The sequence below is a fragment of the Brevundimonas sp. GW821-FHT12C05 genome, assembly GCF_058807475.1.
Window position 1 is genome coordinate 1488671 of the sequence record NZ_JBXAQS010000001.1, and the last position, 23490, is coordinate 1512160.

Consider the following 23490-nt stretch of genomic DNA (forward strand, 5'->3'; position numbering starts at 1 on the left):
GGTGGCCGACACCTTCAAGCCCCTGCTGGCCAAGCTGGTCGACGGCAAGACGTTGTCGGACGCCGAGGCGCACGCCTTCTTCGCCGCCTGCCTGCGCGGCGAGCCGACGCCGGCCCAGGTCGCCGCCGCCGTCACCGCCCTGCGCATCCGTGGCGAGACGGTGGGCGAGATCGCGGCCTTCGCCACCGCCATGCGCGAGGCGGCCCTGACGCTGGACCATCCGTGGGACGTCATCGACACCTGCGGCACCGGCGGCGACGGCCAGCACACCTTCAACATCTCCACGGCGGCGGCGTTGGTGCTGGCGGGCGCGGGCCTTAAGGTCGCCAAGCACGGCAACCGGGCGCTGAGCTCCAGGTCCGGCTCCTCCGACGTGCTGGCGGTGCTGGGCGTCAACCTGGCGGCCACGCAGGCGCAGCAGCTGCGCGCGCTGGACCGGGCCGGGATCGCCTTCCTGTTCGCCCCCTCCTACCACGGCGCCATGCGCCACGTCGGGCCGGTGCGGGCTGAGATCGGCTTCCGCACCGTGTTCAACCTGCTGGGCCCGCTGTCCAATCCGGCGCAGGCGAAGCGGCAGGTGATGGGCGTCTATGACCCCCGCCTGCTGGAGCCCCTGGCCGAGGTGCTGGGCCGCCTGGGCGCCGTGCGGGCCTGGACGGTGCACGGCCAGGGCCTGGATGAACTGACCGTCACCGGCGAGACCGAGGTGGCGGAATGGAAGGACGGCGCCGTGCGCCGCTTCACCGTCACGCCCGAGGACGCCGGACTGGCCCGCCACGACCTCTCGGCCATCCGCGGCGGCGACGCCGAGGCGAACGCCGCCGCCCTGACCGCCCTGCTGGACGGGGCGAAGGGCGCCTATCGCGACGTGGTGCTGCTGAACGCCGCCGCCGGGCTGGTGGTGGCCGACAAGGCCGCTGATCTGGCCGAGGGCGCGGCCCAGGCCGCCGCCGTCATCGACGACGGCCGCGCGTCGAAGGCGCTGGCCGAGCTGGTCGCCGTCACCAACACCCCCATCGAGGAAGAGGAGCCGGCGTGACCGACGTGCTGGACCGCATCGCCGCGTACAAGCGCGAGGACGTCGCCGCCCGCAAGGCCGCCTTGTCGCAGGACGCGGTCGAGGCGCGCGCCGCCCTCGCCTCCGCCCCGCGCGGCTTCCGCGCCGCGCTGGAGAACCGGTTCGACGACACCGCCCGTCCGGCCCTGATCGCCGAGATCAAGAAGGCCAGCCCGTCGAAGGGCCTGATCCGCCCCGACTTCGATCCGCCGGCCCTCGCCCGGGCCTATGAGCGCGGCGGCGCCGCCTGCCTGTCGGTCCTGACCGACGGCCCCAGCTTCCAGGGGGACGACGCCTATCTGGCCGCCGCCCGCGACGCGGTCGCCCTGCCCTGCCTGCGCAAGGACTTCCTGGTCGATCCGTGGCAGGTGGCCGAGAGCCGGGCCCTGGGCGCCGACTGCATCCTGATCATCCTGGCCATGATCGACGACAAGCTGGCCGCCGAGCTCCTGTCGGAGGCCGAACGCTTCGGCATGGACGCCCTGATCGAGACCCATGACGAGGCCGAGATGGCCCGCGCCTGCAAGCTGGGCGGCGATCTGGTGGGCGTGAACAACCGCTCCCTGCGCACCTTCGAGGTCGACCTGGAGACCACCGAACGGCTGGCCATGCTCAGCCCGGTCCGCGCCCTGCTGGTGGCCGAAAGCGGCATCTTCACTCCGGACGATGTGCAGCAGGTCTCCGACGCCCACGCCCAGGCCATCCTCGTCGGCGAAAGCCTGATGCGTCAGGACGACGTTGAGGCGGCGACGCGGGCGCTGCTGGGCTGAGCCGCTTCGCGCGGATCGGGTCCATACCGGTTCGCGCCCTTCTGACCCGGCCGCAGCAGCAGGATCAGTAAGATCAGCGCCAGCCCCATCATCCACGGGAAGAGGCCCTCAACGGGCGAGGGCTCGGCCAGCCACCGTGGGTTCAGCACCGCGAAGGTCGCCCGGTAGGACTGATACAGATTGATCGCCGGCAGCGGCAGGACGATCAGCGCGAACCAGCCTGACAGGCCCTGATCGTGCAGCCGGCGGCAGAACAGGGCGAAAACCGGCAAGATGACCAACATCCTGACCGCCGCCCCGGCCCACCAATGTATATCCCAGTCGAGAGGGTCGATCAGGATCAGGGCGATCGCTTGAACCACGGTCGTGGCGATCCAGAAATAGACGACGTCGACGATGCGCGACCGGCCATTGAACCGGATCACGCCTGTCGTGGTGTCCACGACCGACCGCCAGGCGTCGTTCAGCCTCTGTCGCATCTTCGCCTCCCGCTCCGCCCTGTCGTGTCATCGCCGGTCGAGCTTCGCAACAACGGCGCGCCGGTAACCCTGCCTTAACCGGAACACCTCAGGAACAGTTTCTGGACGTTTGCGGTTTGTTCCGCTAGCGTTCTGGAAACCGGATTCGCCTCGAGGTCTGCATGCTCACCCGCAAACAGCACGAACTGCTCATGTTCATCCACGAGCGGATTCAGGAGACCGGCGTGTCTCCGTCCTTCGACGAAATGAAGGAGGCGCTGGATCTGGCGTCCAAGTCGGGCATCCACCGCCTGATCACGGCGCTGGAGGAGCGCGGCTTCATCCGCCGCCTGGCGCACCGCGCCCGGGCGCTGGAGGTCACCAAACTGCCGGAACAGGCGACGCAGGGCGCGCCGCGCGGCCATGCGGGCTTCAAGCCGGGCGTGATCGAGGGCGGCGGACGCCCCCAGGCCGCCGAACCGGCCAACGACACCCGCGAACTGTCGCTGATGGGCAAGATCGCGGCGGGCACGCCCATCGACGCCATCGAGCACGAGACCGCCCGCTATCCGGTGCCGGAGGCCATGCTGGGCTCGGGCGAACACTATCTGCTCGAGATCGAGGGCGACTCGATGATCGAGGCCGGCATCCTCAACGGCGATCTGGTGATCATCAAATCGACCGAGAACGCCTCGTCCGGCGAGATCGTCGTGGCCCTGGTCGAGGGCGAGCAGGCGACTCTGAAACGCCTGCGCAAGAAGGGCGCCTCCATCGCGCTGGAGCCCGCCAACCGCAACTACGAAACCAAAATCTACGGCTCGGACCAGGTCGCCGTGCAGGGCAAGCTGGTCGGCCTGATCCGCCGCTATCACTGAACCTCGGCGTCGCCGAACCGGCTCCACGGCCGGTCGCCGCGGACGTCCGACACCCACAGGGCTCGCCAGCGGTTCGCTGCGGCGGGCCCTTCGTGTTTCAGCTCCACCGCCCCGCCCCGGGCGTAGTCCAGCCCGTCCAGCACCAGCCGCCCGTCGCAGGACGTCGGGAGCGCGGCCAGTTCGCCCCGCACGCTGACCACCGGCGCTGACCGGCACAGGGCGTCCAGTTGCTCCGCCGACGGCGCTCGGCGGCCCCACCACAGCGCCACAGGCCCCCTGGTCTCCGGCGCGCACGAGAACCGGCCGCAGGTCCAACCCTCGACCGGCCGATCCACCGCCTCCAACCCGCGCCGCCGGGTCCAGACATCCACCGCGAACTGACGCACGCCCGGCCGGACGATCACGGCCTGTCCCTGCTGGATGAAGGCCGCCTGCGTGCCGGCGTCGCCGATCCACAGGTCCGGCGCCGGATCGCGCGGCCAGATCAGCACCGCGCAGGCCAGCGGCAGGCCCAGCCACCGAAGCGGGCCCCGCCACAGGCAACAGAACAGCACCCCGAGGAAGGCGATCGGCAGGACGATGTCCGGCGCGCTGGCGATGGTCCGCACCGCGCCTGGCAGGCCCGCGACCCATTCGCCGATGGCCAGCATCAGGTCGATGCCCCGCGCCGCCAGCCACAGGAAGGGCGCGCCCAGCCCGATCGGCTCCAACAGGGCTCCCAGCGCCAGGGCGGGCATGATCAGGAAGTCCGACAACGGCGCCGTCGCCAGATTGGCCGCCAGCCCGTACATGGCCGAGCGGTTGAAATGCTGCATGGCGAATGGCCCCGTCGCCGCCCCCGCCACCAGACTGGCCAACACCGCCGCCCCGACCCAGGCGCCCGCCCGCTGCGCCATCAGGATCGGCCAGGGCGTGGAGATCTCCCTCGGCCTTTGCGGCCAGGCCTCGACCAGGGCCACCAGCGCCGCCGTCGCCGCGAAGGACATCTGGAAGCCGGGCGTGACGATGGCCTCGGGCTGGAGCAGCAGGACCACCAGGGCCGCCACCGCCAGCGCGTGCATGGTGATCGCCTGACGGTCCAGCAGGATCGCCAGGAAGGCGATGGAGGCGGTCACGGCGGCGCGTTCGGCCGGGGGCGGCGCGCCCGACACCACCAGATAGGTCCCGACCGCCAGCAGGCCCGCGACGGCCGCCGCCTTCTTGCCCGGCACGCGCAGCGCCAGCCACGGCCAGGCCGCGATCAGCAGCCGCACCAGGAAGAAGGCGAAGCCGCCGACCACCGCCATGTGCAGACCCGAGATCGACAGGATGTGCGCCAGCCCGGAATCGCGCATGACATCCACCTCGGCGGGGTCCAGCCAGGCCTCGTGGCCCGTGGTCATGGCCGCCGCCACCCCGCCCGCCCGCTCGCCCTGCCGGGCCACGATCCGCTGGGCCAGATCGAAGCGCATGGCGTTGATCCGCATGACCAGGCGCAGCCGCCACGGCGCCTCGGACAGAACGGCCGTCCGTGTCTCGCCGAGCGCGAACGCCACCCCGCCGATCCTCTGGAAGAAGGCCGTGCGGCCGAAGTCGTAGGCGCCGGGACTGGCGGGCGCGGGCGGCGGATTGAGGATGGCGAACAGGCGCACCGCCTCGCCGGGCTCGGGCGCCGCGCCCTTCACGGTGGCGCGGATGCGCACGGGCGTCTGATCCGGCTCCAGTCCCCGGATGCGCACCGGGGCGACGACGATGCGTGGACCCGCCGCGCCGGGACTGTCGACATCGACCACCCAGCCCTCGATCACCGTCGGCCCGTCCATGGCGGGCGCTATGGGCGCGCTCACCGCATCGGTGCGCAGCTTGGCCGCCGTCAGCCCAAGGGCGAAACAGGCCAGCATCAGCAGGCACAGGCTGACCGCCCGCGCCACATGCAGCCGTCGCCCTACCAGCCAACCCAGCGAAGCCAGGATGGCGAAAACCAGCAGCGGCCACAGCGGCGGTTCGGCCTTGAAGGCGAAATAGGTCGCGCAGCCGGCGCCGAACGCCACCGGCGTCCACAGCCGCCAGCGCAGGGTCTGGGCCTTGATCTGGGCGTCCAGGAAGTCGCCGATCCTCACCCGGGCGCTAGGCTTTGCGGCAGGCGGGGGTATAAGGGCGGCCCGATCGGACCGACCTGAAATGACCTCCTCTTCCGCCCCGACTTCCGAAGTGGTCACCCGCTTCGCCCCCTCGCCCACCGGCTTCCTGCACATAGGGGGCGCCCGGACGGCGCTTTTCAACTATTTGTATGCACGGCGACACAACGGGAAGTTTCTCGTTCGCGTCGAGGACACCGACCGCGAGCGCTCGACCGATGAGGCCGTGAAGGCCATTTTCGACGGCATGGCCTGGCTGGAGCTGTTCGCCGACGAGGAGCCGGTGTTCCAGTTCGCGCGCGCCGACCGCCACCGCGAGGTCGCCAACGTCCTGCTGGAGACCGGCCACGCCTACCGGGACTTCCTGACCGCAGAAGAGACCGGCGCCCTGCGCGACCAGGCCAAGGCCGAGGGCCGCACCTTCGAGTCGCCCTGGCGCGACCGCGAACCGACCGTCGACGATCTGCTGAAGCCGCACACCGTCCGCTTCCGCCGCCCGGCGGACGCGCCCGTCATCGTGGACGACGCCGTGCAGGGCGCGGTGCGCTGGGACACGGCCTCGCTGGACGACCTGGTGATCCTGCGTTCCGACGGCGCCCCGACCTACAACCTCGCCGTGGTGGTCGATGATCACGACATGGGCGTCACCCACGTCATCCGCGGCGACGACCACCTGAACAACGCCGCTCGTCAATCATTGATCTATGACGCGCTGGGCTGGACCCGCCCGACGTTCGCCCACATCCCCCTGATCCACGGCCCGGACGGCGCCAAGCTCAGCAAACGGCACGGGGCGCAGGCGGTGCATGAGTACGCCGAGATGGGCTATCTGCCCGAGGCTATGCGCAACTATCTGGCCCGCCTGGGCTGGGCGCACGGCGACGACGAACTGTTCTCCGACGATCAGGCGCGGGCCTGGTTCGACCTGGGCGGCGTCGGCAAGGCGCCCGCGCGGCTGGACTTCGACAAGCTGGCCCACGTCAACAGCCACTGGATCCGGCTGGCCCAGGACGACCGGCTGGCCAAGCTGACCCTCGACGTCCACCTGTCGCGGGGCCACACGCTCGGCCCCGACGACGAGGCCCGCCTGCTGCGCGCCATGCCCTTCGTGAAGGACCGGGCCAAGACCACGCTGGAACTGGCCGACCAGACCGCCTTCGTGCTGCGCACCCGCCCCCTCGCCATCGACGAAAAGGGCCGGGGCCTGCTGTCCGGCGAGTCCGGCGAGCGCATCGGCCGCCTGCGCGACCGGCTGAAGCTGTTCGCAAGCTGGGACGTTTTCGCCCTCGAGGCCGAGCTGAAGGCCTTCGCCGAGGAAGAGGCCGTGGGCTTCGGAAAGATCGGCCCGGCCACGCGCGCGGCCCTGGCCGTCGGGGCCGCATCGCCGGACATCGCGAAAACGTTGGGGGCTCTGGGACGCGAAGAAAGCCTCGGGCGCTTGGATGATGCGCTGCAACAGACTAAGTGACGTTTACAAACAAAACGCGGCCCGCCGCCTCCCCGCGCGAGGCTGCCGCTGACAAGGGGCTGAAATGACCGAACAAGCCAAACCCGCCGGGACGGCGACCCTCAACTACGCTGGCAAGACCGTGGATCTGCCGGTGCTGTCGGGTTCGACCGGCCCTGACGTCATCGACATCCGCAAGCTCTATGCGGGCACGGACGCCTTCACCTACGACCCGGGCTTCACCTCGACCGCGGCCTGCGAGTCGGCCCTGACCTTCATCGACGGCGACGCCGGCGTGCTGCTGCACCGCGGCTACCCGATCGACCAGCTGGCCTCGCAGTCGAACTTCATCGAGGTCTGCCACCTGCTGCTGCACGGCGAACTGCCGACGGCCGCGGAATACGAGGCCTTCGAACGCAACATCACCATGCACACCATGCTGCACGCCCAGTTCGACCGCTTCTTCGAAGGCTTCCGCCGCGACGCCCACCCGATGGCGATCATGGTCGGCACCGTCGGCGCCCTGTCGGCCTTCTACCACGACAGCCTGGACATCCATGATCCGGTGCAGCGCAACATCTCGGCCATCCGCCTGATCGCCAAGATGCCGACCATCGCGGCGCGCGCGTACAAGTACCATGTCGGCCAGCCCTTCATCTCGCCGCGCAACGACCTGTCGTACGCCGAGAACTTCCTGCGCATGTGCTTCGCCGTTCCGGCCGAGGACTATCACGTCGATCCGCGCCTGGTCCGCGCCATGGACCGCATCTTCACCCTGCACGCCGACCACGAGCAGAACGCCTCGACCTCGACCGTCCGCCTGGCCGGCTCGTCGGGCGCCAATCCCTTCGCCTGTATCGCCGCCGGCATCGCCTGCCTGTGGGGCCCGTCGCACGGCGGCGCCAACGAAGAGGCGCTGAACATGCTCAAGGAGATCGGCACCCCGGACAAGATCCCGGAGTTCATCCAGGGCGTGAAGGACCGCAAGTACAAGCTGATGGGCTTCGGCCACCGGGTCTACAAGAACTACGATCCGCGCGCGAAGGTCATGCAACAGTCGGCCTACGAAGTCCTGGAGGCCACCGGCCGCCAGAACGATCCGCTGTTCGTCGTCGCCAAGGAGCTGGAGAAGGTCGCCCTGCAGGACGAGTACTTCACCTCGCGCAAGCTGTTCCCGAACGTGGACTTCTATTCGGGCATCACCCTGTCGGCGATGGGCTTCCCGACCTCGATGTTCACCGTCCTGTTCGCCCTGGCCCGCACCGTCGGCTGGATCGCCCAGTGGCAGGAAATGATGGCCGACCCGGGCCAGAAGATCGGCCGTCCGCGCCAGCTGTACACCGGCCCGACCGAGCGCGATTACGTGCCGATCGAAAACCGCGGCTGATCCACGCCCGACCGGACAAAACGCCGGGGCCCCGCGCCCCGGCGTTTTTCTTTGTCCGGACACGATTTCCCGGCGTCCGGACGCCTTCGCCGTTGAAGCCGCCCGCGAGGCGCCGCTTGCTGAGCTCATGACCCAACACGCCAAGACCGCCTCCCGCCCCGCCCAGGGCCCTGTCCGCGAAATGATCGACACCGTGCGCGTGGTCGCGATAGGCCTGCTGGCGGCCACCGCCATCCAGACGACCCTGTATCAGCCCTTCACCATCCCCTCGTCCTCGATGGAGCCGGGCCTGGTCGTCGGCGACTATGTGGTGGTGTCGAAATTCGCTTACGGCTGGAGCCGGGCCTCCCTGCCGTTCAACCCGCCCCTGCCCGCCGGCCGCCTGTTCGGACGCACGGCCGAGCGGGGCGACGTGGTCGTCTTCCGCCGCCCCAGCGCGCCGCAACAGACCTGGGTCAAGCGCGTCATCGGCCTGCCGGGCGACCGGGTGCAGGTCATGGGCGGGACCGTGTTCGTGAATGGCCGGGCCATCCCCCGCACGCCGCTGAACCTGGTCCAGGACCAGGACGATCTCGGCGTACAGGTGCTGCGGGTGCGCGAGACCACGCCGGAGGGGCGACAATACCTCACCTATGACCGGGGCTCGGGCCTGCCGGGCGACGACACCGGCGTCTATGTCGTGCCCGAGGGTCAGTATTTCATGATGGGCGACAACCGCGACAACTCGCTGGACAGCCGTTGGCCCGGCGATGTCGGCGTCGGCCTGCTGCCGGCCGAGAACATCGTCGGCAAGGCCGAGATCGTGGTCGCATCGTGGAAGCCGGGCGCCGGCCTGTTCAAGCCCTGGACCTGGCTGAACCTGCGCGGCGGACGCTTGTTCAAGCCGGTGCACTAGGCCCGTTAACGACGGAACTCGTCATAGCTGACCACGCCGTCGTGGTTGCGGTCGAGCCGCTCGAAGGCGGCGCGCGACGCGGGCGCGCTCTGAGCCAGCGACGGCGCGGCGATGGAGCCCAGCGCCAGTCCCGCCGCCAGCGCCGCGAACGCGTGCCACAGGCGGGTCCGGACGCGTCCCGGCCGCCCGTCGCCGCCGATTTCGCGCTCCATGAAGGCCCGCACGGCTTCGCTGACTGTCTGGCCGTTCTCGCGGCAACGCTCGGCGAAGGCGGTCTTGGCGCCGTAGGGCACGCGCACCTCGATGGTCTCGCTCTTCTTGGGCGGCTTCTGGCGGGTCATGATCCGGGCTCCCTGGGGACAGGCCGGAAGAAGCCCGACCGCCGAACCGAAATATGACCCTCCTCGGCATCTCCGCCAACCGCGGACACGCCGGATGGAGAGTTTGTAACTGGCCGCCGCCCGCGCCGCCGTGATCTGCCTCGGTCATGCGATCGTTCCCGCTCCTCGCCGCCGCCCTGACCACGGGTCTTTTCGCCTCTCCCGCTCTGGCGGAATCCGGGCGCTGCCTGACCGTGGAGGCGGGCGAAGGCGGCAGCCCGGTCATCCGGGCGCAGGTGAAGGACCAAGGGCCGTTCGACTTCGTCCTCGACACCGCCGCCAGCGGCACGACCCTGGACGAGACCACCGCCGCGCGGCTGGGCCTGACGCGAGACACGGCCACCGAAACCGCCGAAGGCCTGGGCGGTCCGACGGACGTTCACCTTTATCGCGTGCCCTCCCTGACGGCGGGCCCGCTGTCCCTGACGAACTTCACCGCGCCGGCGATCACCGCTCCCGATTTGCCGGGCCATGCGATCGTCGGACTGGCGGGCATTGATCTGTTCGGAGAGGCGCTCGCGGTCTGGGGCGAGGCGCCGGGCTGCGTGACAATCATGGCCACCGGCGCCCGTCCCGGCGGCGGCGACTGGCGGCCGGTCGACGTGAACTGGATCCGCCCATGGAAGATCATGCTGCCGGTGCGGATCGGCGGCGTCGACGGCTGGGGCCTGCTGGACACCGGAGCGCAGCATACCGTGCTGAACCCGGCCTTCGCGGCGCGGTTGGGACTGTCGGACGACCACCTCTCCGACGGCGGCGAGATCAGCGGCATCGACGGCCGCCCGATGGCCTTGTCGCTGGCGACGGTCCAGGCCGTGCAGGTCGGAGAGTGGGTGTGGCAGGACCGGGTCCTGCGGATCGGCGACCTACCCGTATTCGCGCGCCTCGGCGAGGTTGAAGCGCCGCTGGCCATCATCGGCGTCGACTGGCTCGGCGACCGGGGCTTCGCCATCGACTATGGCGCGCAACGGGTCTGGCAGCGCACGCCCTAGACCATTTCGCTCTAGACCAGACGCAGATCCCGGAAGCGCTCGCCCAGATCGTCCAGGTCACGATGCATGTGGGCCAGTCCGATCGCCGCCGCCCCCCGGGCCAGATCGCCGTCGGTCTCGCCGCCCCCCAGCGCCAGGACCGGATCGGGGTCGCCCAGCGGCTCGCCCGCCTCTCCCCGCGACAGCGCCTCCAGACGAACCACGGCGGCCGTGGCGGCGAGAAGCCACGGCTCCAGGCGGTCCAGGGCCCCGGAGGCCTGGAAGCCGCGCCCCAGGATGACGATGTCGCTGCGCACCCGCCAGAAGGCCCGCACCAGCGCGGCGCGGTCGGCGGTCTCCTTCTGGCTGCCCGGCAGGTCGATGACATTGGTCGCCGCCTGCCCCAGCGCATCCAGCCGCTTTTTCATGTCCGCGTGGCTGCGGGCCAGTTCGCCCGCGTCGGCGGCGTCCCCGCGCATGACCAGCGCCAGCAGGGCCGCGGCCTTGCCCGCCGCCTCCCGCGCCTGCAGCCGGAAGGTCTGGCGCGCATGCCGGGGGAACAGCAGCAGGATGGCGATGACGCCGACTCCGCTGCCGGTCAGGATCTCCATCACCCGGTCCAGCGCCAGCGAGGCGGGGCCCTCGGGACCCGCGCCGCCCGCGATGACGATGGCGGCGGTCACCGGCGCGATCTTCAGCCAGGGCCGGCCGGCGGCGAAGAAGGCCAGGCCCGCCGTCGACAGGGCCAGCGCCCCGACCATGGCGCTGACGCCCTCGGGCCGCACGAAGGCCACCGCCCCGCCGACCAGGGCCCCGACGATAGTGCCGACGGCCCGATCGCGCGCCACGGCCACCACGCCGCCGCCGACGCTGGTCTGGATGACCACGATGGCCGAGATTACGCTCCAATAGGGATGCGGCAGGCCCAGCGCGGTGGCCAGATAGAAGGCCGCGGCGGCCCCGACCGCCATCTGCACCGCCGCGCGCACCTCGGCCGCCCGGCGGGGGCTGAGCGCGCGCGCCATGCTCAGCGCTCCATCCAGTGCGCCAGCGCCCCGCTGACCAGCTCCGGCGCCTCGATCGGCGTCAGGTGGCCGCAACCGGGCGCGACGACCAGCTCGGCGTCGGGGACCAGCCCGGCGATCTCGCGGTGGCCCGCCGGCGGGGTGATCTGGTCCACCTCCCCGCACAGCACCAGCGTCGGCCCGCGATAGGCTCGCAGCGCCGCCTCGCCGTCCTCGCGAACGATGGCGCTCTGGCGGATGAAGACCTCGGCCCCCAGCCGCTGGGTCATCGCCTTGACCCGCTCGGCCATGTCCGGGTTCGCCACGTGGTCCGGGGCCATATAGGTCTTCAGCAGCCGGTCCCCGATGCCGACGAACCGGCCGGACGCCGTCGCCAGCCGGGTCTGGGTCGCCCGCTCGGCGGCGCGCTCGGGCGTATCCGGATGGATCCCGGTGTCCAGCAGGGCCAGCCGTTCGATCCGCTCAGGACTGTGCATCAGCATGGCCTGGGCCACATAGCCGCCCATTGAAAAGCCCGCGACGGCGACCGGTCCGTCGGCGAGCGCGAAGACGGCCTCGACCAGCGCCGCCATCGTCTCGCCCCGGGTGATGTCCGCGACCCGCACGTCGAAGCGCGGCGACAGGGCGGCGACCTGGTCCCGCCACAGGTCCGCGTCGTTCAGCAGCCCCGGGATCAGGATCAGGGGCGTGGCCGACATGGTCTCAGCGCCCCGCCCGGGCCGCGATGACCCGCAACACCGCGTCGGCCGCCAGGCTGGACGGGTCCGGCGCATTACGGCCCATCAGGTCCAGCGCCGCCGTCTGCCGCTCGGCCTGTTTGCGGCGCGCCTCCGGATCGGCCAGCAGCCGACCCACCTCGGCGGCGACCTTCTCCGGCGTGGCGTCGTTCTGGATCAGCTCGCGAGCGATCTCCTCGTCCGCCGCGTGATTGAACAGGGTCGCGTACTTGCCCGTGAAGAAGGGCTTCATGATCGCGTAGCTGAGCGGCTGGAAGCGATAGCCGATCACCATCGGCGCACCGGCCAGCGCCAGCTCGGTCGACACCGTGCCGCTGGTCGCCAGCGCCACCGTGGCGGCCTTCATGGCGTCGTACTTCTCCGCCTCGGACACCAGATGCACACGGAAGGGCCAGGCGGCGATCCGCCCGGTCACGTCATCGGCGACGGTGCCGGCGGCGACCACGGCGACTTCCAGCGCCGGATCGGCCCGCTTCAGTCGTCCCACCGCGCCCTCATAGACGGGGGTCATCAACCGGATCTCGGACGGACGGCTGCCCGGCAGGACCAACAGCAGATCGGCGTCCGGCGCGATGCCCCGGCGGGCGCGGAAGGCGGCGGGATCGGCCGCGCTCATGTCCACATGCAGGGCCTGCGAGCCGACGACCGTGGTCGCCAGCCCCTCGCGCTCGAACCACGGCGCGTCGAAGGCGTACAGCGCCAGCAGATGGTCCACCGACTGCGCAAGGGTCTTGGCCCGGCCCGGACGCGAGGCCCAGACCTGCGGCCCGACGTATTTGATCAGGGGCACGCCCGGCAGCGCCTCTTTCAGCGCCTTGGCCACACGGATGGTGAAACCCCAACTGTCGATCAGCACGACGGCGTCGGGCTTCTCGGCCACGGCATGGGCCACGGTGTCGGCCACGCGGCGCTTGACCACGCCATAGGCCTTCAGGCCCTCGACCCAGCCGAGAATGGACAGTTCGGCGATGTCGAACGGGCTGACCACGCCCTCGGCGGCCATCTTGGGCCCGCCCACGCCGACGAAGGTCACGTCCGCGCCCAGCCGGGTCTTCAGCGCCTGCGCCAGGCCGGCGCCGAGCGCGTCCCCGGACGCCTCGGCGGCGACCAGCATGATCTTCAGCGGACGGCTCATCGGTTCTCGCCCCAGACATAGAGGCCCAGCCGATCGGCGGCCTCGATCAGGGACGGACGGTCGATGACGATCAGCTTGCCCGCCACCCCGCCCACGCCCGCCAGACCGGCGGCGGCGGCCATCTCGATGGTGCGCGCGCCCATGACCGGCATGTCGACGCGCAGGTCCTGGATCGGCTTGGGCGCCTTGCCCAAGGCCCCCTTGCGGGCGGAGACCGAGCCGCGCAGGTCGGCGGGCAGGCTGGCGACGCGCATCAGCATGGCGTCGGTGCCTTCCTGGGCCTCCACGGCCAGCACCAGGCCGTCGCAAACGACCGCGCCCTGACCGATGTCCAGTTCACCCGATTTTTCAGCGACGTAGAGCGCCTTCCTGAGGTCAACCAGCTGTTCCTCGCTCGGCTGAACCCGGCCCAGCGCTCCGGCCGGAAGCGTCTCCCCGCCCAGGATGTCGTCGGCGCCCTCGACCGCGTAACCGTCGGCCTCGAACACGGACAGGATCTTGCGCAGCAAGGCGTCATCGCCCTTGGTGGCGGCGGCGATGATGCCCGGCAGGACGGTCGCGCCCTTGAAGTCGGGTTTCAGTGTCTTGAAGTCGGGCCGGCTGACCGTCCCCGCCAGGCAGACCGCCTTGCAGTCGGCCTTCTTCATCGCTGACAGGATCTTGCCGATCTCGGCCATGCCCGCGTCTATGCCCGGATAGTGGGCCAGATGCGGATCGGCGAAGCCGGCCAGCCGGATCACGAACACCGGACGGCCCTCGGCTTCGCAGCGCGCCGCCACCGAGACGGGCAAGGCCCCGCCTCCGGCGATCAGGGCTAGCTTGCCGCTCATCCGCGTTCCGGAAGAGCGACCGGTCGACGGGTGTCTTCGCGGATGAAGGCGATGATTTCCAGGATTTCCGGCAGATCGGCGTAGGTCGACCCGGCCTGATCCAGACGCTCGGAAAACAGGCCTTCGCCCTCGAAGATGTCGCGGTAGGCGGCCAGCAGACGGCGAATGGCGTCCTTGCCGTAGCCCTTCCGCTTCAGGCCGATCAGGTTCAGCCCATGCAGGCGCACGTGGTTGCCCCAGGCCGAACCGTAGGGGATGACGTCGCGGGTCACCGCCGACAGGCCGCCGACGATGGCGCCCTGGCCGATCCGTCCGAACTGGTGCACCGCCGCCAGTCCGCCGAGGAAGACCTTGTCGCCGACCCGGGCGTGCCCACCCAGGGTGGCGTTGTTGGCGAAGGTGACATGGCTGCCCACGATGCAGTCGTGCCCCACGTGAGCCCCGGTCATGAACAGGTTGTTCGAGCCGATGGTGGTCAGCTTGCGGTCGCCCGGCGTGCCCCGGTTGAAGGTCGAGTGCTCGCGGATGGTGTTGTTCTCGCCGATCTCCAGCGCCACCGGCTCGCCCTTGTAGCCGCCATGCTGGGGGTCCCCGCCCATGACGCAGAACGGGTGGATCGTCGTGCCGGCGCCGACGGCGGTGTCCTGCTGGATCACCACATGGCTGGCGACGCGCACGCCCTCGGCCAGCGTGACGCCCGGGCCGATGATGCTCCAGGCGCCGATGTCGACGCCGTCGGCCAATCGGGCCGACGCATCGACCTGGGCTGTCGGATGAATGGCCATCAGGTCGCCGGCTGGTCGACCGTGACGACCATGGCCATGAACTCGGCCTCGGCGGCCAGCTTGCCGTCGATGAAGGTCTCGCCCCGGAATTTGTAGGCGTCGCCGCGGGCGCGGGTCACCCTGACCTCCATCCGCAGTTGGTCGCCCGGCCGGGCCGGCTTGCGGAAACGCACGCCGTCGATCGACATGAACATGATGACCTTGTCCGCCACCGCGACGTCCATGGTCTTGGACATCAGCAGGGCGCCCGTCTGGGCCATGGCCTCGACGATCAGCACGCCCGGCATGACCGGATCGATCGGGAAATGCCCCGGGAAGAACGGCTCGTTGTGCGTGACGTTCTTGATCCCGGTGATCGAGGTCGCGGGCACGAAATCCTCGGCCTTGTCGACGAGCAGGAAGGGATACCGGTGGGGGAGCCGCCGCATCACCTCGGCGTAATCGATGCTGACGGTTTCGTCGGCCATGGCTCTACTCCCTGTCGTCCTTTTTCTTCGACGCCTGTTTGGACACCCAGATCGCTTCGCGCAAGAATTGTCGAATGGGTTTCGCCGGATAACCCGACCAGGTCTCTCCCGCCGGGATGTTCGCCAGCACTCCGGCGCCGCCGGCGACCCGGGCGCCGTCACCGATGGCCAGGTGGTCGCCGATGCCCGCCTTGCCGCCGAACATGACGCCGTCGCCGACCGTCACCGACCCGGAAATGCCCGTGTGCGCGGCGATCAGGCAGTTGCGGCCGATGATGCAGTTGTGCGCGATCATGACCAGATTATCGATCTTGGTGTTCTCGCCGATGACCGTGTCTTCATAGGCCCCGCGGTCGATGCAGGTGTTCGCCCCCACGGTGACCCCGTCCTGAATGATGACCCGGCCCAGTTGGGGCACGTCGACCGGTCCGGCGCGCGATCCGGCCGCGCCGAAGCCCGGCTCGCCGATGCGGACGCCGGAATACAGCTTCACCCGGTCGCCAATCAGGGCGAAGCCGACGGTGACGTTGGAGCCGATGTGGCAGTCTCGACCGATCTGCACGCCCGGGCCGATCACCGTATTGGCGCCCACGCGGGTGCCGCGGCCGATGCGGGCGCCGTGACCCAGCACCACGCCGGGCTCCAGCACGACCGTCTCGTCCTCGACGGCGAAGACGGGATCGGCGGCCTTGTCGAGCGTATGCGGGCGGTGGAACAGCAGGGAGGCGGCGGCCCAGGCGGCCTGGGGCGTCGAAGACACCAGAACCGAGGCGCCGGCGGGCGCCAGGTCGATCGCCGCGGCCGGAACGATCACGCAGCCGGCGGCGGTGGCCTTCAGCTGTTCAGCGAATTTACGGTCGCCGAGAAAGGCGACCTCGGTCGAATCGGCGGTCCCCAAAGGCGCAACGGCGGAGACCTTTCGGTCCCCGCCGCGCGAGACTTCGGCCCCGATCCGTTCGGCCAGCCCGACGACGTCCAGCGTCGGCAGGCTCTCGAAAAATCGCGGGTCAGGCATTCCGGATCGCAGGCTTACTGCTGCGGCTGGGCCGGAACCGGGCTGCGCGAGAACTGCGGCAGCGACGGCAGGGCCTGGTTCAGGCGCTGGATCGCGGTTTCCGTCAGATCCATCTGCGGGTTCACGGCCAGAACCGAGCTGCCGTCGATCAGGATGCTGCAGCCCTTCTCTTGATAGAGGGCGGTGATGATCGGACGGGAGGCGTTGACGATCAGCTGGGTCTGCAGACGCTCGGTGTAGCGCAGTTCGTTGGAGCGGGTCTCTTCCAACTGCTGGGCTTCCTGCAGACGCGTCTGCCAGGCGCGGGCGCGCGAGCCGTCCGGATCGGCGGTCTGGCCGCCCTGTTGCAGGGCGGTGGCTTCGGTTTCCAGGCTGGCGGCGTACGGGGCCAGTTCACCACGGACTTCTTCGCCCAGGCGCTGCAGACCGGCGGCCAGCGAACGGCCGGCCGTGCTGGTCGTGATCAGGGCTTGCGGGCTGTACATGCACACGCCGGTGATAACGGGTCCATGGTTGAGCGGGGCCGCTTGCGGGGCCTGGGCCTGGGCCGAGGCGGTTCCGGCGGCGAGAGTGGCGACGGCGAAGGCGCCGATAGCGAACAGTTTCATGGTCAGGCCTTTGGAGCGGGACAGCGTCCCGCGGTTAGAACTGGGTGGAAGTCGAGAAGCGGAAGGTTTCGGTTTTATCGTAGTCTTCCTGGCCGATAATCTTACTGAGGTCGAAGCGGATCGGACCCATGGGCGAACGCCAGTGGATGCTGACGCCGGCCGATGCACGCAGTTTGAGCTCGTCCACGATGTTGGCGTCGGGAAGCCCCGCCGAGGTGACCGTGTAACGGTCATCCAGCACGCCCAGGGTGCCCACATCGGTGAACAGCGAGGTCCGGATGCCGTATTCTTCCGGAAGATAGTTGGGGACCGTCAGTTCCAGCGTGCCGATGACGTAGAAATTGCCGCCCAGCGAGTCGGTGGTGTTCAGGTCGCGCGGACCGATGCCCGCGGTTTCGAAGCCGCGGAAGCTGTTGCCGCCCTTGAAGAAGCGGTCGTTGATCCGGATCGGATCGCCGCCCCAGCCGGCGACATAGCCGGTCGAAGCCTGGGCGGTGACGATCCAGTTGGGCGAGAAGCCCCAGTAGGCCGACACTTCAGCTTCGGTCTTCACATAGTTCACGTCGCCGCCGATGCCGGCGAAGTCCTGGCGCAGGGTGCCCGTCCAGCCGCGGGTCGGCCGGACCGGGTCATTCCGGCGGTCGACGAGGAGGGTGTAGCCGGCCGAGGAGTTCAGGAACGAGCCGACCTGATCGCACAGGGCGTTCGAGCCCGAGCCGCTGGTGCTGCAATAGCCCGACGGAACGATGATCTCATCCGACTTCAGGAAGTAGCGGGTGCTGAACAGGGTATAGCCGTTCAGCGGATAGGACAGGCGCACGCCGCCGCCGGTCGAGCGATAGTCGTAGGACGAATATTCGCTGAGATCGTAGCGCGAGTGGAAGGCGTCGAAGCCGGCGCGCAGGTCACGACCGAGGAATTTCGGCTCGGTGAAGCGGAAGTCGATCTGCTGACGCAGCGAGCCCCATTCCAGACGGGCCACCACGTTCTGGCCGCGACCGCGGAAGTTGCGCTCGGTGATGCCCAGGTTCAGCACGAACGAGTCGACCGAGCTGAAGCCGGCGCCGACCGACAGTTCGCCGGTGGGCTGTTCCTGCACGGTGACGTTGACGATCGACCGGTCCGGGGCCGAGCCGCGGGCTTCCTCGACGGTCACGTCCTTGAAGAAGCCCAGGGCGCGCAGGTTGTTGCGCGACCGCTCCAGCAGGGTGCGGTTGAAGGCGTCGCCTTCGCTAAGCATCATTTCGCGGCGAATGACGTTGTCGAGGGTCCGGGTGTTGCCGATCACGTTGATCCGGTCGACGTAGACGCGCTGGCCTTCCTTGATGTTGAAGGTCACATCGACCGTGTCGGTCTCCGGATTGGCGCGGTATTCGGGCTCGATCTCGACGAAGGCGTAGCCGGCCGAACCGGCGGCGAACGTCAGGGCGTCGACGGCCGTCTCGATCTTGTCGCTCTCGTAGAGGTCGCCCTCGTGGATCGGCAGCAGCAGCTTGAGGAATTCGGGATTCAGGCGGTCGTTCTCGGTGACGATGTTGACCGTCCCGAAATTGTACCGGTCGCCCTCGTCCACCGTCATGGTGATGCCGAAGTTGGCGTCGTCCGGCGTCAGCTCGCTGACCGCCGACAGGACGCGGAAGTCGTAGTAGCCGCGGTTGGTGTAGAATTTCCGCAGCTGCTCACGGTCATAATCCAGACGGTTCGGATCATAGTTGTCGGTGCTGCTGAACAGGCGCCACCACTGCGACTGCTTGGTGACCATGACCTCGCGCAGGTCATTGTCCGAGAAGGCCTGGTTGCCCAGGAAGGTGATCGCGCGCACGCCCGTTTCCGGGCCTTCGTTGATCTCGAACACCACGTCGACGCGGTTCTGTTCAAGCTGGACGATCTTGGGCGTGACGGTCGCGCCAATGCGACCCGACAGGCGGTACAGTTCAACGATCTTGCCGACGTCTTCCTGGATGCGGGCGCGGGTGTAGATGCCGCGCGGCTTCAGGGTCACTTCCTCGGTCAGCTTCTCCTGGCCGAGCGCGCTGTTTCCCTCGAACACCACCTGGTTGATGATCGGGTTCTCGACGATCTCGACGATCAGGTCGCCGTTCGGCTGGACGCCCAGTTGGACATCGGCGAACAGCTGGGTGCGGGTCAGGGTCCGGACCGCCACGTCCAGCACGGCGGCGTCGACGACGTCGCCCGGCTGGATCGGCAGGTAGGACAGGACCGTCGTCTGGTCGATCCGCTGGTTGCCGCGCACCAGGATGCGGGAGATCTGCACCCGATCCGGAGCGGCCGGAGCCTCCTGCGCAGCGGCGGGCGCGGCGTCGACCGGCGCGCCCGGCTGAATGGCCGGCGCGGCGGGCGGCGCACTCTGGGCCAGCGCCGGTCCGGCCAGGCCGGCGGCGATCGCCAGCACCAGCAGGCTGGGACTCGCGGCGCGAGCGAAACGAAGGGCGGACGCGTCTTTTCGGATCATACGGGGAACCATCGGGGGCTGGCGTTGGCTCATCAGGCGAGCCCGCCGAGGAATTTGAACAAACTCAGTTTCTGGAGATCGTTCCAGGTTGCGAACAACATCAATCCCGCCAGCAAAGCAAGACCGACCCTGTAGCCGACCTCCTGAACACGAGCGGGGACTGGCCTGCGCGCCACAGCCTCATAGCCGTAGAACACCAGATGGCCCCCATCCAGAACGGGAATCGGCAGCAGATTAACAATACCCATTCCGATCGAAACTATGGCAGCGAACTGCAAGGCGGTCAGCCCCAGGTTCAGGATCAGGATGGCGGGAGGCGCTTCATAGGAGATGGCCTGCTTGGTCACGCCTCCGGCGGCCTTGGCGATGCCCAGCGGACCGTTCAGCAGATCCCCGGACTCCTTGCCGACGAAAATGCGGCCGATGTAGCGGAAGGTGGTGCTGACAACCGACACCATGGTGTCGCCCCCCTTACCCACGGCCTCAATCGGATTCAGGCGGCGATAGCTGAAATCGGACCGCTGAAGGGCGCCCAGGTACAAGCCCACCTGCGCAACCCTGGTGCGCCCGGCGACCTCGTTCTCCACAATCCGACGCACCGGCGTGGCCACCAGCGACAGCACCTGATCGCCGCGCTGAACCGTAAAGGTCAGGGGATCATTCGCCGACAGCAGGATGGTCTGTGTCACCACGGCGGTCTCGCTGACCGGGCGGCCGTTGATGGCGGTAATCAGGTCGCGCGGCTGAAAGCCCGCGGCGGCCGCCGGGCTGCCCTCGGCGACCCGGGCCACGCGCGGCGCCTCGATCCGCTCGCCAATCACGCTGAACAGCAGAGTCAGCAGCACCAGGGCCAGCGCGAAATTCGCCGCCGGTCCCGCCGCCACGATCAAGGCGCGCTGCCAGACCGGCTTGAAATGGAAATAGTCGCGCTCGGCGCCGGGGCCGTGCTCGGCGATGACGCGCGACTTCAGCTCGGCCAGGCCGGCCTCATCCGGCACGCTGGACGCGTCCAGATCGCCCGAGAATTTGACGTAGCCGCCCAGCGGCAGCCAGGCGATCCGCCATTCGACGCCGCGCTTGTCCGTCCGGCTGACGATCGTCTTGCCGAAACCGATCGAAAACCGGTCGATCTTCACGCCGAAAGCGCGCGCGACAAGGAAATGGCCCAGCTCATGGATGGTGACGATGAACGTCAGCACCACCAGGAACGGCACGATGTAGAGTAGCGCCTGGCCTAAAAAGCCCGTCATGCCGAAAAGGGTCCTCCGCCGTTCAGGCCGCCGCCGCGAGACCCCGAACGATCGATTCCGCCACCCGTCGCGCCTCTGCATCCACGGCCAGGGCCGCGTCGCAAGCGTTGTGGGAACCGGAATCCACCCCCGAAGCCGTTATGCGCGACAAGGTGTCGGCGACGACTGCGGCAATATTGAGAAAGCCCAGTCGGCGGTCAAGGAAAGCCAGGGCCGCGACCTCGTTGGCGGCGTTGAACACGATCGGGGCCGCGCCCCCCGCCTGCAGCGACCGGCGCGCCAGTCCCAGCAGCGGGAAACGCGCCTCGTCGGGCGCCTCGAAGGTCAGCCGGCCCAGCGCGGCCAGGTCCAGCCGCGGCGCCGGCCAGGCGATCCGGTCAGGCCAGGCCAGGGCGCAGGCGATCGGCGTCTTCATGTCCGGCGGGCCCATCTGGGCCAGGGTCGAGCCGTCGATGTATTCGACCAAGCTGTGAATGATCGATTCCGGATGCACCACCACGTCGATCCGTTCGGCCGGCATGTCGAACAGATAGGCCGCCTCGATCATCTCCAGGCCCTTGTTGGCCATGCTGGCGCTGTCGACGGAAATCTTGGCGCCCATGCTCCAATTGGGATGGGCCACCGCCTGTTCCGGCGTAATCGCGGCCATGTCGGCGGCGCGGGTGGTGCGGAACGGGCCGCCCGAGGCCGTCAAGGTCAGTTTCGACACCTGCTCAGGCGCATCGTGCGGAAACACCTGGAAGATGGCCGAATGTTCCGAATCGACCGGGATCAGCCGTCCGCCGGACCGGCGCACCCGCTCGATCAGGGCCGGGCCGCAGCAGACCAGGCTCTCCTTGTTGGCCAGGGCCAGCGTCGCCCCGGTCGAGGCGGCGGCCCAGGCCGACTTCAGCCCCGCCGCGCCGACGATCGAGGCCATGACCCAGTCGGCGGGCCGCGAGGCCGCTTCGGTGATCGCCGCCTCGCCCGCGGCGGCCTCGACGCCGCTGCCGGACAGGGCGTCGCGCAGGTCGTCCAGACGGGCCGGGTCGGCGGTCACCGCCACCTTCGGCTTCCAGCGACGGGCCTGTTCGGCCAGACGGGCGATGTTGGCGCCGCCGGTCAGGGCCTCGACCTCGAAGGCCCCCGCCCCGCCCGCCTCGGCCTGTTCCATCAGGTCCAGGGTCGAGCAGCCGACCGAGCCGGTGGAGCCCAGCACCGTGACGCGGCGGCGGATCATGCTCCGCCTCCGCCCATCATCACGGCGATCAGGCGCCCGCACGCCACCACCACGGCGGCGAACATCAGGCCGTCGACCCGGTCCAGCAGGCCGCCGTGCCCGGGAATCAGATTGCCCGCGTCCTTGACCCCGTACCGGCGCTTGAGCGCGGACTCCCAAAGGTCTCCGGCCATGGTGGCGACCGCCGCCGCCAGCCCCAGAAGACCGCCCCACAGGCCGATGCCCATGTCCAGGTAGACGCCCAAAAGGGCGCCGGCGACGGTCCCCGCGGCCAGTCCCCCGACAAAGCCGGACCAAGTCTTGTTGGGCGAGAAACGGGGCCACAGCTTGGGGCCGCCGATGGTCGATCCGGCCAGATAGGCCATGATGTCCGAGGCCCAGGCCACGGCGAAGGCGAAGACGGTCCAGTACAGGCCGACATGCGGTCCTGTCTCGGTGTCAGCCCCGCGCAGCCAGATCAGCAGAACGGCGGGCCAGCCGAGATACAGCACCCCATAGGCGGCATCCAACGCCTCCTGCCCCCGGCTGCGGGCGAACATCCCGGCGGCGGCGGCGCAGAACACCAGCATGACCAGCGCAAGCGACAGCTGGCCGACGTGGGCCGAGATCACCGCCGCGAACAGGCCGAAACCCACGGCCCCCGCCATCAGCCGCCAGGCGGCCGCGGCGCTCATCATCGCCCATTCGATCGACAGCAGGACACAGGCGGCCAGCATCAGGCCCAGGAACCAGTAGCCGCCCGCCCAGATGGCCAGCACCGCCGCCGGCGCCAGCACGATCGCAGAGGCGGCCCTGATGCCGATATCGCCGGCCCGCACCGCCATCAGCCGGCCACGCGGGCGGCGGGACGGCCGCCGAAACGGCGATCACGGTTGCGGAACTGCGCGACCACGTCGGCCAGGGCGGCCTCGCCGTAGTCGGGCCACAGGATGTCCTGGAAGATCAGCTCGGCGTAGGCGGCCTCCCACAGCAGGAAGTTCGACAGCCGCTGCTCGCCGGAAGTGCGCACGATGACGTCCACCGGAGGCCCGCCCGCGGTCGACAGGCCGCCCCCCAGCGCGGCCTCGTCCAGCGGTTCGACCGCCTCGCCCGCCCTGACCCGGTCCAGGTAGCGCTGCGCGGCGTCGACGATGTCGGCACGGCCGCCGTAGTTGAAGGCGACCTGCAGGGTGAATTTGGTGTTGTGGGCCGTCGTCGCCTCGGCGCGGTCGACGATTTCGGCGATGTCGGCGGGCAGTCCCTGTCGGCGGCCCAGGATGCGCAGCCGCACCCCTTCCCGCTCCAGCCGTTTCAGGTCGCTGCCGACGTAGGTGCGCACCAGCCCCATGAGGTCCGAGACTTCCTCGGCCGGGCGCTGCCAGTTCTCGGTCGAGAAGCCGAACACCGTCAGGCAGGTGATGCCCAGCGCGGGCGCGGCCTGGATGGTGCGCTTGAGCGCCTGCACGCCCTCCCGGTGCCCAAGGGCGCGCGGCAGGCCCCGCGCCTCGGCCCAGCGGCCGTTGCCGTCCATGATCAACGCGACATGGCGCGGCCCTAGAGACGCAGGACTTGGGGGCTGTGGACTGAGAGGTTCGGCGCTCATGCGTCGG

At 69.5% G+C, this 23490-nt stretch carries 23 protein-coding genes; 7 read left to right on the plus strand and 16 right to left on the minus strand.

The genetic code is table 11. The annotated features are described in order from the left end of the window. Position 1 precedes the first annotated feature (1 nt). Together trpD and trpC are read left to right on the plus strand one after the other, a co-directional pair. Positions 2-1039, plus strand: coding sequence for an anthranilate phosphoribosyltransferase (gene trpD / locus AC1RRF_RS07075; protein WP_492833730.1), 1038 nt, complete (start codon positions 2-4; stop codon positions 1037-1039). Continuing rightward, positions 1036-1827 (plus strand): indole-3-glycerol phosphate synthase TrpC, encoded by a 792-nt coding sequence (trpC, locus tag AC1RRF_RS07080; RefSeq protein WP_492833731.1) that lies wholly within the window; start codon positions 1036-1038, stop codon positions 1825-1827. The genes trpD and trpC overlap by 4 nt, the downstream gene beginning before the upstream one ends. On the opposite strand, the gene AC1RRF_RS07085 is transcribed toward trpC, so the two are convergent. Further along, positions 1785-2306, minus strand: coding sequence for a DUF805 domain-containing protein (locus AC1RRF_RS07085; RefSeq protein ID WP_492833732.1), 522 nt, complete (start codon positions 2304-2306; stop codon positions 1785-1787). The genes trpC and AC1RRF_RS07085 overlap by 43 nt on opposite strands. A 161-nt stretch (positions 2307-2467) precedes the next feature. Between AC1RRF_RS07085 and lexA the strand changes: the two genes are divergently transcribed. Then, a complete protein-coding gene (lexA, locus tag AC1RRF_RS07090) occupies positions 2468-3160 on the plus strand; it encodes a transcriptional repressor LexA (protein ID WP_291839955.1) in 693 nt (230 codons plus the stop codon). Here the strand turns inward: lexA and AC1RRF_RS07095 are convergent. After that, positions 3154-5259, minus strand: coding sequence for a ComEC/Rec2 family competence protein (locus AC1RRF_RS07095; protein WP_492833733.1), 2106 nt, complete (start codon positions 5257-5259; stop codon positions 3154-3156). The genes lexA and AC1RRF_RS07095 overlap by 7 nt on opposite strands. A 61-nt stretch (positions 5260-5320) precedes the next feature. Between AC1RRF_RS07095 and gltX the strand changes: the two genes are divergently transcribed. The 3 genes from gltX (at position 5321) to lepB (ending at position 9006) form a co-directional block, all read left to right on the plus strand. Continuing rightward, complete coding sequence (gene gltX / locus AC1RRF_RS07100) at positions 5321-6745, plus strand: glutamate--tRNA ligase (protein ID WP_492833734.1); 1425 nt, start codon at positions 5321-5323, stop codon at positions 6743-6745. 64 nt (positions 6746-6809) lie between these two features. Continuing rightward, positions 6810-8111, plus strand: coding sequence for a citrate synthase (gene gltA / locus AC1RRF_RS07105; RefSeq protein WP_492833735.1), 1302 nt, complete (start codon positions 6810-6812; stop codon positions 8109-8111). 127 nt (positions 8112-8238) lie between these two features. Then, the gene (gene lepB / locus AC1RRF_RS07110) at positions 8239-9006 is read left to right on the plus strand and encodes a signal peptidase I (protein WP_492833736.1); all 768 of its coding nucleotides are present in this window, start codon (positions 8239-8241) and stop codon (positions 9004-9006) included. A gap of 5 nt (positions 9007-9011) precedes the next feature. Here lepB and AC1RRF_RS07115 read toward each other — a convergent pair whose 3' ends face one another. Continuing rightward, positions 9012-9347: an EF-hand domain-containing protein gene (locus AC1RRF_RS07115; protein WP_492833737.1), complete on the minus strand. Its 336-nt coding sequence runs from the start codon at positions 9345-9347 to the stop codon at positions 9012-9014. A gap of 146 nt (positions 9348-9493) precedes the next feature. On the opposite strand from AC1RRF_RS07115, the gene AC1RRF_RS07120 reads away from it, so the two are divergent. Further along, positions 9494-10378: a retroviral-like aspartic protease family protein gene (locus AC1RRF_RS07120; protein WP_492833738.1), complete on the plus strand. Its 885-nt coding sequence runs from the start codon at positions 9494-9496 to the stop codon at positions 10376-10378. An 11-nt stretch (positions 10379-10389) separates the two neighbouring features. On the opposite strand, the gene AC1RRF_RS07125 is transcribed toward AC1RRF_RS07120, so the two are convergent. The 13 genes from AC1RRF_RS07125 to uppS are packed head-to-tail and all read right to left on the minus strand — an operon-like array spanning position 10390 to position 23483. Beyond that, complete coding sequence (locus tag AC1RRF_RS07125; RefSeq protein WP_492833739.1) at positions 10390-11382, minus strand: FUSC family protein; 993 nt, start codon at positions 11380-11382, stop codon at positions 10390-10392. Positions 11383-11384: 2 nt separating this feature from the next. Beyond that, positions 11385-12080: an alpha/beta fold hydrolase gene (locus AC1RRF_RS07130; RefSeq protein WP_492833740.1), complete on the minus strand. Its 696-nt coding sequence runs from the start codon at positions 12078-12080 to the stop codon at positions 11385-11387. Between the two features lie 4 nt (positions 12081-12084). Beyond that, a complete protein-coding gene (gene lpxB, locus AC1RRF_RS07135) occupies positions 12085-13254 on the minus strand; it encodes a lipid-A-disaccharide synthase (RefSeq protein ID WP_492833741.1) in 1170 nt (389 codons plus the stop codon). After that, positions 13251-14084, minus strand: a complete 834-nt coding sequence (gene lpxI / locus AC1RRF_RS07140) for a UDP-2,3-diacylglucosamine diphosphatase (protein WP_492833742.1) — start codon at positions 14082-14084, stop codon at positions 13251-13253. Before lpxI ends, lpxB begins: the two co-directional genes overlap by 4 nt. After that, positions 14081-14869 carry an acyl-ACP--UDP-N-acetylglucosamine O-acyltransferase gene (lpxA, locus tag AC1RRF_RS07145; RefSeq protein ID WP_492833743.1) on the minus strand — a complete coding sequence of 263 codons (789 nt, stop codon included), beginning with the start codon at positions 14867-14869 and terminating at the stop codon, positions 14081-14083. The genes lpxI and lpxA overlap by 4 nt, the downstream gene beginning before the upstream one ends. Continuing rightward, positions 14869-15336: a 3-hydroxyacyl-ACP dehydratase FabZ gene (fabZ, locus tag AC1RRF_RS07150; protein WP_492833744.1), complete on the minus strand. Its 468-nt coding sequence runs from the start codon at positions 15334-15336 to the stop codon at positions 14869-14871. Before fabZ ends, lpxA begins: the two co-directional genes overlap by 1 nt. 4 nt (positions 15337-15340) lie before the next feature. Then, positions 15341-16351 (minus strand): UDP-3-O-(3-hydroxymyristoyl)glucosamine N-acyltransferase, encoded by a 1011-nt coding sequence (gene lpxD / locus AC1RRF_RS07155; RefSeq protein ID WP_492833745.1) that lies wholly within the window; start codon positions 16349-16351, stop codon positions 15341-15343. 14 nt (positions 16352-16365) lie between these two features. Beyond that, a complete protein-coding gene (locus tag AC1RRF_RS07160; protein ID WP_492833746.1) occupies positions 16366-16959 on the minus strand; it encodes an OmpH/Skp family outer membrane protein in 594 nt (197 codons plus the stop codon). A 34-nt stretch (positions 16960-16993) separates the two neighbouring features. Continuing rightward, a complete protein-coding gene (bamA, locus tag AC1RRF_RS07165) occupies positions 16994-19432 on the minus strand; it encodes an outer membrane protein assembly factor BamA (protein ID WP_492833747.1) in 2439 nt (812 codons plus the stop codon). Positions 19433-19464: 32 nt separating this feature from the next. Further along, positions 19465-20646, minus strand: coding sequence for a M50 family metallopeptidase (locus AC1RRF_RS07170; protein ID WP_492833748.1), 1182 nt, complete (start codon positions 20644-20646; stop codon positions 19465-19467). 58 nt (positions 20647-20704) lie between these two features. Continuing rightward, positions 20705-21901, minus strand: a complete 1197-nt coding sequence (gene dxr, locus AC1RRF_RS07175; protein ID WP_492833749.1) for a 1-deoxy-D-xylulose-5-phosphate reductoisomerase — start codon at positions 21899-21901, stop codon at positions 20705-20707. Beyond that, the gene (locus AC1RRF_RS07180; RefSeq protein WP_492833750.1) at positions 21898-22725 is read right to left on the minus strand and encodes a phosphatidate cytidylyltransferase; all 828 of its coding nucleotides are present in this window, start codon (positions 22723-22725) and stop codon (positions 21898-21900) included. The genes dxr and AC1RRF_RS07180 overlap by 4 nt, the downstream gene beginning before the upstream one ends. Next, positions 22725-23483: a polyprenyl diphosphate synthase gene (gene uppS, locus AC1RRF_RS07185; RefSeq protein ID WP_492833751.1), complete on the minus strand. Its 759-nt coding sequence runs from the start codon at positions 23481-23483 to the stop codon at positions 22725-22727. Before uppS ends, AC1RRF_RS07180 begins: the two co-directional genes overlap by 1 nt. Positions 23484-23490: the final 7 nt, after the last annotated feature.

What these genes read in the sequence shown, in the direction of transcription:
- gltX (WP_492833734.1), top strand. Translation starts at nt 5,321, where the DNA reads ATGACCTCCTCTTCCGCCCCGACTTCCGAAGTGGTCACCCGCTTCGCC.
- AC1RRF_RS07120 (WP_492833738.1), top strand. Translation starts at nt 9,494, where the DNA reads ATGCGATCGTTCCCGCTCCTCGCCGCCGCCCTGACCACGGGTCTTTTC.
- lpxB (WP_492833741.1), bottom strand. Translation starts at nt 13,254, where the DNA reads ATGAGCCGTCCGCTGAAGATCATGCTGGTCGCCGCCGAGGCGTCCGGG.
- dxr (WP_492833749.1), bottom strand. Translation starts at nt 21,901, where the DNA reads ATGATCCGCCGCCGCGTCACGGTGCTGGGCTCCACCGGCTCGGTCGGC.
- AC1RRF_RS07115 (WP_492833737.1), bottom strand. Translation starts at nt 9,347, where the DNA reads ATGACCCGCCAGAAGCCGCCCAAGAAGAGCGAGACCATCGAGGTGCGC.
- bamA (WP_492833747.1), bottom strand. Translation starts at nt 19,432, where the DNA reads ATGATCCGAAAAGACGCGTCCGCCCTTCGTTTCGCTCGCGCCGCGAGT.
- gltA (WP_492833735.1), top strand. Translation starts at nt 6,810, where the DNA reads ATGACCGAACAAGCCAAACCCGCCGGGACGGCGACCCTCAACTACGCT.
- lepB (WP_492833736.1), top strand. Translation starts at nt 8,239, where the DNA reads ATGACCCAACACGCCAAGACCGCCTCCCGCCCCGCCCAGGGCCCTGTC.
- AC1RRF_RS07085 (WP_492833732.1), bottom strand. Translation starts at nt 2,306, where the DNA reads ATGCGACAGAGGCTGAACGACGCCTGGCGGTCGGTCGTGGACACCACG.
- AC1RRF_RS07130 (WP_492833740.1), bottom strand. Translation starts at nt 12,080, where the DNA reads ATGTCGGCCACGCCCCTGATCCTGATCCCGGGGCTGCTGAACGACGCG.
- lexA (WP_291839955.1), top strand. Translation starts at nt 2,468, where the DNA reads ATGCTCACCCGCAAACAGCACGAACTGCTCATGTTCATCCACGAGCGG.
- lpxA (WP_492833743.1), bottom strand. Translation starts at nt 14,869, where the DNA reads ATGGCCATTCATCCGACAGCCCAGGTCGATGCGTCGGCCCGATTGGCC.
- AC1RRF_RS07160 (WP_492833746.1), bottom strand. Translation starts at nt 16,959, where the DNA reads ATGAAACTGTTCGCTATCGGCGCCTTCGCCGTCGCCACTCTCGCCGCC.
- lpxD (WP_492833745.1), bottom strand. Translation starts at nt 16,351, where the DNA reads ATGCCTGACCCGCGATTTTTCGAGAGCCTGCCGACGCTGGACGTCGTC.
- uppS (WP_492833751.1), bottom strand. Translation starts at nt 23,483, where the DNA reads ATGAGCGCCGAACCTCTCAGTCCACAGCCCCCAAGTCCTGCGTCTCTA.
- lpxI (WP_492833742.1), bottom strand. Translation starts at nt 14,084, where the DNA reads ATGAGCGGCAAGCTAGCCCTGATCGCCGGAGGCGGGGCCTTGCCCGTC.
- fabZ (WP_492833744.1), bottom strand. Translation starts at nt 15,336, where the DNA reads ATGGCCGACGAAACCGTCAGCATCGATTACGCCGAGGTGATGCGGCGG.
- AC1RRF_RS07180 (WP_492833750.1), bottom strand. Translation starts at nt 22,725, where the DNA reads ATGGCGGTGCGGGCCGGCGATATCGGCATCAGGGCCGCCTCTGCGATC.
- AC1RRF_RS07125 (WP_492833739.1), bottom strand. Translation starts at nt 11,382, where the DNA reads ATGGCGCGCGCGCTCAGCCCCCGCCGGGCGGCCGAGGTGCGCGCGGCG.